Source organism: Roseinatronobacter ekhonensis (assembly GCF_900499075.1).
Taxonomy (GTDB): Bacteria; Pseudomonadota; Alphaproteobacteria; order Rhodobacterales; family Rhodobacteraceae; genus Roseinatronobacter; species Roseinatronobacter ekhonensis.
The window spans coordinates 1-5,611 of record NZ_UIHC01000089.1; the positions used below are offsets into that span (position 1 = coordinate 1).

The following is a 5,611-nucleotide window of genomic DNA, read 5'->3' on the forward strand; positions in this document are numbered from 1 at the left end:
CGCCCCAACTGATCCTCCAGCGCGTCTACTGACTGGATGATCCGCAACCGGACGCGAGCCTTGTCCTGCGCGGCCTCTGGCAACCCCTCGAACCACGCCCATGCCGTGTCGCGGTCCACAGCGGGCGTGGTGGGCTCGGGCGCGCTGGCCTTGGCCAAGAGCGCGCGCTGCGCCCGCGCAGGCAGTGCCTTCCAATGGTATTCCCAGCCGCCCCCGCGACCGGCCCGCTTGCGCGCATAGCTGGGATGGGCGCGCAGGTTGATGCGCTTGACCCACGCCTCGACATTCTGCCGGGTTCCGGCCATGTCAGGCAGGCCCGCATCCGCAAGCTCTTGCGCGGTCCACCAGACCTGATCGGGGGCAAGCTCGGTCATGCGGCCCCCCGGCGTGACGTGAAGGCGGGCGCAGCACTCTCAGGCGCGGGCGTGTCGCGGTCAGCCTCGGCATGCTTATTCAGCGCCGCACCCTTGTTCTGCGCCTCCCAGACCTCGCTGGCACGCTCGAACAGGAACCGCTTTTTCGCGGCCATCGGCGCGCGCGCCCATGCTTTATCGAGCCCTTTGAAGGCTGTTTCAACGGGGTCTTCAACCGGGGTGTCGCCGCTCGCCGCGTTGCGCTGGCGGCGTGCATCTGCCACCGATTTCGCGCGGCCTTCGGACAGCGCCGCAACCACGTCATAGCGCTCGACCGTCTCGCTGATCTTGGCGATCTCGGTCAAGTCTTTCAGGGTGACAGCCTTGGGCGCTTGGCGCAGCATCATGATATCGCGCGGATCAAGGCAGCCGCCAGCGGCCACGATCTTGCGCACCTGCCGGTCGGTCATTCCGAACTTTTCGGCAGTGGCCGTGGCGAATGCGACGGAACCGAGTTCCGCCGCATCCCACCGTTTAGCCGCGAGTGCAGAACCGACAGCATGGCGGGTCTCCGGGTGCAGCTTTTCATAAATCCGCTTGCGCGCGGCCAGGAACACCGCCGTGTCCAAGGGCGACAATTCCGCACCGGCGATATTGTCGTCGATCTCCATCAACCGCGCCCAATCGTCGGTCACATCGGCCCAGACCTTGGCCTCGATCTCAGACCAACCAAGGCGCTTTGCGGCTTCCAGACGGTGCCCGCCCGCGATCAATACGAGCTTGCCGCCCTTTTTCTGGCGCAGGTGCACCGCGTCTTTCATCACGCCGGTCTCTTCAATGGACGCCATGATGCTCTCGACACCAGCTTCCGACACCGGGCGCAGCCGGTTCGAAATCTCAATCTCGGCGACCGCAACACGGTCGATCTGCATCAGGCGGGGGGCTTTTTTCTCTGCCATAACCGTCACCCCGCCATATCCCGGCCAAGCCGGTTCGCGTGCCCACGGCACCCGTCGCACAGCCGGTTGTGGATGCCGTGGCTCCAGAAGGTCGCTGCGCAGCACAGGCAGGCACGGAACTCCGCACGCTTGCGCGCATCCAGTGCGTCCTGCAGGCGTTTGCGCTCGCGCTCTGCCGACAGTTCATTTGCCCAGAACGGGCTGACCCGCTCGCCATCCGAATTGATCACCACGAACGCGCCGCGTGTCTTTGCCACTCTGTAATCGCGTGTCATGCCCGCCCCCCATAGGTGATGGCCAGCATCTCGGCGCAATGCTCCAGCGCGCCCAGTTCCTCAAGCTCGGTCAGGTCATCAACCAGACGATTGCGCAGAACCGCCACGCCCAAGCCAGAAACACCCGGACGCCGCAGAAAACTGATCGTTTCGCGCACCCGCGCAAACCGTTCTTCAACGCTCACGGCGGGGGCGACTGCCGGACCCGCGCTCATGACAGCACCCCCGCAGCGATCACGCCCAGAACGATTGTCAGACCAAGACAAACCGCCCCGATCACGTCACCGACCCAATGGTCGTTCAGGCGGGCCATGCCCCGGATCAAGCGGCCACGCGCGCGTGGCGGGCGCGAATACTGCCCCATGTCAAACCTCCTTCTCGGGTGAAATCTCGTCTCGGTCATCAAGCACCGCATCGATCAGACCAGCCTCGATCACCGTGGCCAGCAAGCGCGTCGCCAACTCGCGCGGCGCAACACCGCGCGCATGGGCATGGGGTAGCAGTTGGTCGAAGTGGCGCAGGCCCATCTCGAATGTCCCGAATTCGCGGCGGCGACCGTTGCACAGCGTCGTGTTCACGTTACTCTCGCTGATCGCCTCGCCCGCACGGGCGAACTCAGCCGCAATCTGCTTCGTCGACAGGCCTTGCGCCTGTAGCGCACGGCACGCGGCCAATCGGCTTGGATAGCCCAACGCGGGCTTCGCGCGGCCCATCACGCACCGCCCTTCGGATCGCGATCCCGGCGCGGGGTGGTTTTCTCTTCCTCCCGCGCCGGGCGCTCCCTACCATCGACCGTGCCAACAAACCGATGGAGGAACCTAATGAACGATCTTTCCGAGCGCGTCGCCCAGCTCGAAGCCGATAACCGCATGCTCACGGACAGGCTGGCGCTTCTGCAAGAATTTGTGATGATCACACTCATGGAACTATCCGAAGAGGACGCGCGCAATGCGCTGCGCGAGGTCATCGCGGGCAGGATCGCCAGCTACAGGCACGCCGTGGTCCCGGATCAACTCGGCGATCTCCAGAACCTCATGCGCGCGTTCCAGGCGGCGGAGGTGGCGTTTCTCGACAAGCGCCGCTGACATCTCATCATCAAGCGCGCGCAGGCACGCTTTCGTCTCCCCGTCAAGCTCGTCCCACGCGCGGCGGGGAAACAGCAGCGGTTTGTCGTCTTGCGCGTCGTCCATCACGCGACCCTCCTTGATGTTTTGGATTTGGATGCCGCCTCGGGGCGGGGGATATCGCTGGGCCATGTCAGGTCATCTGGCCAGTTCTCGGCGAACCACTCTGTGACCCGAGAAGCGGTTTTTAGCGTGCAACCGCCGCCCCTTTTAATGCGCTCAAAGAACTTCCCATCGTTGACCGAGTAGACACCGAGCGTGGTGACCTTCTTGTCAGTATGGGCGGCCAAGGTTTCCGCGAGCTTCAATAACTGGGTTGCCTGCATTCTTTCACCTATTGGGCTATTGCCTAAACTTATACTTAGGCTTTTGCCCAATTGTCAACAAGGAAAAAGTAGGGCAATATCCCAAACAGTAGAGCTGGGGGGCTCATGGACTTTGCTGCTGAAATCATCCACCGGCTGGAACAGCTCGAGTTGAACGTAAATCAGGCCGAAGTCCGCGCGGGCTTTCCGCAAGGCTATATTCGCGGCGTTGTGCGCACAGACAGTAAAAGAGCCATTCCAAATGTTGAAAAAGCGGCCGAAATCGCCAAAGCGCTCGGCCTAGAGTTTTATGTGGGAGCGCCCCGTTCACCCGTGCCGACCACCCTGATCAATGGGGCAGAATTCGACACGATCCGGCGCTTCGATGTGTCAGCGGCGGCGGGGGACGGCATGATCAACCCCGAGGGCGACCCGGTCGATCACCTGGCATTCTCGAAACGCTGGTTGGCCAGCCAGGGCATCAGCCCCGGCGACAGCTACCTGATCACCGTGCGCGGCGACAGTATGGAACCCGCCATCTACCACGGCGACCTGGTCATGATTGACGAGCGCAAGACCCGTATCCGGTCTGGCAAAATTTACGCCTTCCGCGACGGTGACGCGCTGCGCATCAAGCGGATCGAGGTGATCCCCGACACCGCCCTGATCCTGCGCTCCGACAACCCAAAGCACGCCCCTGACCACCGCGTCGGTGACGCGATGAACCACGTCAGCCAACACATCCTTGGCCAGATCGTCTGGTCAGGGCATAATTGGGCCTGAGTTCTGATTTGAGGGGTCTTTGAAATGCGTAAATTGAACATTCTGGCTTTGTGTATTTATGGCTTTTTGGCCGTGCCCGCGCTTGCACAACATGAGTTTGTCGACGGAGCAATTCCCGGCGTCCGAGAGATTGTGCGGAACGATGACACAAACCCAATGGTATACGTCCGCGACATGTCACCCGGCGTCACTGGGTTCGTCCTTTGCCCGAACCCGGACCATCTGATTTTCGGACGAAGATCAGTGGTGGAGAACGACATTGAAGCCGTCGCCCGACGCATCCAAGGCGAGGGCTGTTTTATTGCCAACGACGGCTGGGGAAGGCTGACCGCTGTTCACAGCCAGAACGTGGTGCGGATCCAATTCTGGTGGCTGGTGGGCACTGACTTCGACACAGGTATCGAGGAGCGCCTTGAAAGATCGGGTCGTCAATATTGGGCCTACTCTTATCAGGTTGGGACGATGGGCGAAAATGAGCGCGTGGAGCCGATTATTCGTTCGGCTTTTGAATAGGTCGTCGGACTGATTTAGGAGCATCAATGTTTGGGTGGCAAAAGAAAGAGAAGAGTGCAGAAGATCGGAGCCTTCCGGAGATTGAAATCGGTTCCGATGGGCGTCCGAGGCCTCCTCATTTTTCTGGCTTGATGAACGATCTATACGCCACCAGAAGCCAGCGAATGGCCGCGATAGAGTGGGCAATCCGTTGGCGCAAAGTTGAAGCGCTGACGCCTGAGGACCTGATAGGCGACTTGGATCAGCTGCTTTCTGGGCACGCGTTGAAGAAAAAACACCCGCATCGAATGACGATCAGTATGGCTAAGCGCGCTCTGAATTTATCAGCTCAAAGAAACAGGATGCACCGCTCCAAGCGGGCGCTTCCTTGGGCGGAATTCAGGGTTGGACCGGAAGAATGCTCCTGTCGCGTCGCTCTTGAAAAGGATAAATTGGTAAGGGCGGTCGAACAAGGTCACGAAATACCGCTCGTGGGCTGCGACCGAATGGAGTGCCTGTGTTGGACTAGGCAACTTACAAGCGCTCAGATCAAGCGACCAAATCAACACTGAAATCAGTTCTAGGTTCGCTCAAACAATTCGGCACTTTCCAAATTCTCTAAAGCACTGAAAAGATTATCATATTCCCTAACTTAGAAGTCATGTCGGAACTTAGAAGCACAGTTCGAGGTTCCAATAGGTCCGCATCGGCACCTATCTGTTGAAAACCCCTTTTAAACAAGGCTTCAACGCTGCATTCAAGCACGGGCCACCACCGCCCGATAGACGGCCACGAAGCCGTTTTCCGCATTTCGTGCAAACAACGCGCACGCGCCGCGCCAAGCGCCCGACGCCCCACAACCCCCTGAAAAAGCGCCCCTATCCGCGTTCTTCCTAGATTGCCCGCCCTCTTCCGGTATGTGCAGATATCTTTGTCAACGCACACTTGTCGAATTCGGGACGAGTCAGCACAGAACCCGGTCTGCGCTATGCCGTTGCATCTTTATCAACGCGCAGGGCCAGGCGCGCACCGGACTGGTCCAACACTGTCAGCGCGATATGGTCTGGATGCAGGTCCAGCAGCGCGGTCGCCAAGGTATTTTCACTATCTGGGTCATCGGGGCTTGTGCGAAAAACCGGCAATCCGGGCCCCTGAGTGCTGCGCAAGATCGCAAGTGGGTCAGCGGTTTGCATTGAAGTGGTCCTGCTTTTTAGGACAGGTTTGCGGCTTGTCTAAGATGCATCAGATTTATGTTCATGCCGCTTTTCGTATCTCTGCTTGCTCGAAGTATGCCGCGTCTGGGGTGCGTTTGTCGAGCGC

General features: G+C 60.0%; 11 protein-coding genes. 3 read left to right on the forward strand and 8 right to left on the reverse strand.

The annotated features are described in order from the left end of the window. The 6 genes from ROE7235_RS18350 to ROE7235_RS18370 all read right to left on the reverse strand — a co-directional run. On the reverse strand, positions 1-374 hold a 374-nt coding region (locus tag ROE7235_RS18350), incomplete at its 3' end, for a DNA-binding protein (protein ID WP_281272875.1). Beyond that, on the reverse strand, positions 371-1,312 hold the full coding sequence (locus ROE7235_RS18355; RefSeq protein ID WP_121097213.1) for a ParB N-terminal domain-containing protein: 942 nt from the start codon (positions 1,310-1,312) through the stop codon (positions 371-373). The genes ROE7235_RS18355 and ROE7235_RS18350, both read right to left, overlap by 4 nt. A 5-nt stretch (positions 1,313-1,317) precedes the next feature. Then, on the reverse strand, positions 1,318-1,587 hold the full coding sequence (locus tag ROE7235_RS18360) for a hypothetical protein (protein WP_121097216.1): 270 nt from the start codon (positions 1,585-1,587) through the stop codon (positions 1,318-1,320). After that, a complete protein-coding gene (locus ROE7235_RS18365) occupies positions 1,584-1,802 on the reverse strand; it encodes a hypothetical protein (RefSeq protein ID WP_121097219.1) in 219 nt (72 codons plus the stop codon). Before ROE7235_RS18365 ends, ROE7235_RS18360 begins: the two co-directional genes overlap by 4 nt. Beyond that, complete coding sequence (locus ROE7235_RS20285) at positions 1,799-1,951, reverse strand: hypothetical protein (protein WP_183073582.1); 153 nt, start codon at positions 1,949-1,951, stop codon at positions 1,799-1,801. Before ROE7235_RS20285 ends, ROE7235_RS18365 begins: the two co-directional genes overlap by 4 nt. A 1-nt stretch (position 1,952) precedes the next feature. Beyond that, positions 1,953-2,300 carry a hypothetical protein gene (locus ROE7235_RS18370; protein ID WP_121097222.1) on the reverse strand — a complete coding sequence of 116 codons (348 nt, stop codon included), beginning with the start codon at positions 2,298-2,300 and terminating at the stop codon, positions 1,953-1,955. Positions 2,301-2,408: 108 nt separating this feature from the next. Here ROE7235_RS18370 and ROE7235_RS18375 point away from each other — a divergent pair, with 108 nt between their 5' ends. Continuing rightward, the gene (locus ROE7235_RS18375; RefSeq protein ID WP_121097225.1) at positions 2,409-2,672 is read left to right on the forward strand and encodes a hypothetical protein; all 264 of its coding nucleotides are present in this window, start codon (positions 2,409-2,411) and stop codon (positions 2,670-2,672) included. Between the two features lie 104 nt (positions 2,673-2,776). Here the strand turns inward: ROE7235_RS18375 and ROE7235_RS18380 are convergent, their stop codons facing one another. Then, the gene (locus tag ROE7235_RS18380; RefSeq protein ID WP_121097228.1) at positions 2,777-3,037 is read right to left on the reverse strand and encodes a hypothetical protein; all 261 of its coding nucleotides are present in this window, start codon (positions 3,035-3,037) and stop codon (positions 2,777-2,779) included. A gap of 105 nt (positions 3,038-3,142) precedes the next feature. Between ROE7235_RS18380 and ROE7235_RS18385 the strand changes: the two genes are divergently transcribed. Together ROE7235_RS18385 and ROE7235_RS18390 are read left to right on the forward strand one after the other, a co-directional pair. Further along, the gene (locus ROE7235_RS18385; protein WP_121097231.1) at positions 3,143-3,799 is read left to right on the forward strand and encodes a S24 family peptidase; all 657 of its coding nucleotides are present in this window, start codon (positions 3,143-3,145) and stop codon (positions 3,797-3,799) included. Between the two features lie 24 nt (positions 3,800-3,823). Next, entirely contained in the window at positions 3,824-4,312 is a 489-nt protein-coding gene (locus tag ROE7235_RS18390) for a hypothetical protein (protein ID WP_121097234.1), read from the forward strand. 965 nt (positions 4,313-5,277) lie between these two features. On the opposite strand, the gene ROE7235_RS18400 is transcribed toward ROE7235_RS18390, so the two are convergent. After that, on the reverse strand, positions 5,278-5,484 hold the full coding sequence (locus tag ROE7235_RS18400) for a hypothetical protein (protein ID WP_121097240.1): 207 nt from the start codon (positions 5,482-5,484) through the stop codon (positions 5,278-5,280). Between the last annotated feature and the right edge of the window lie 127 nt (positions 5,485-5,611).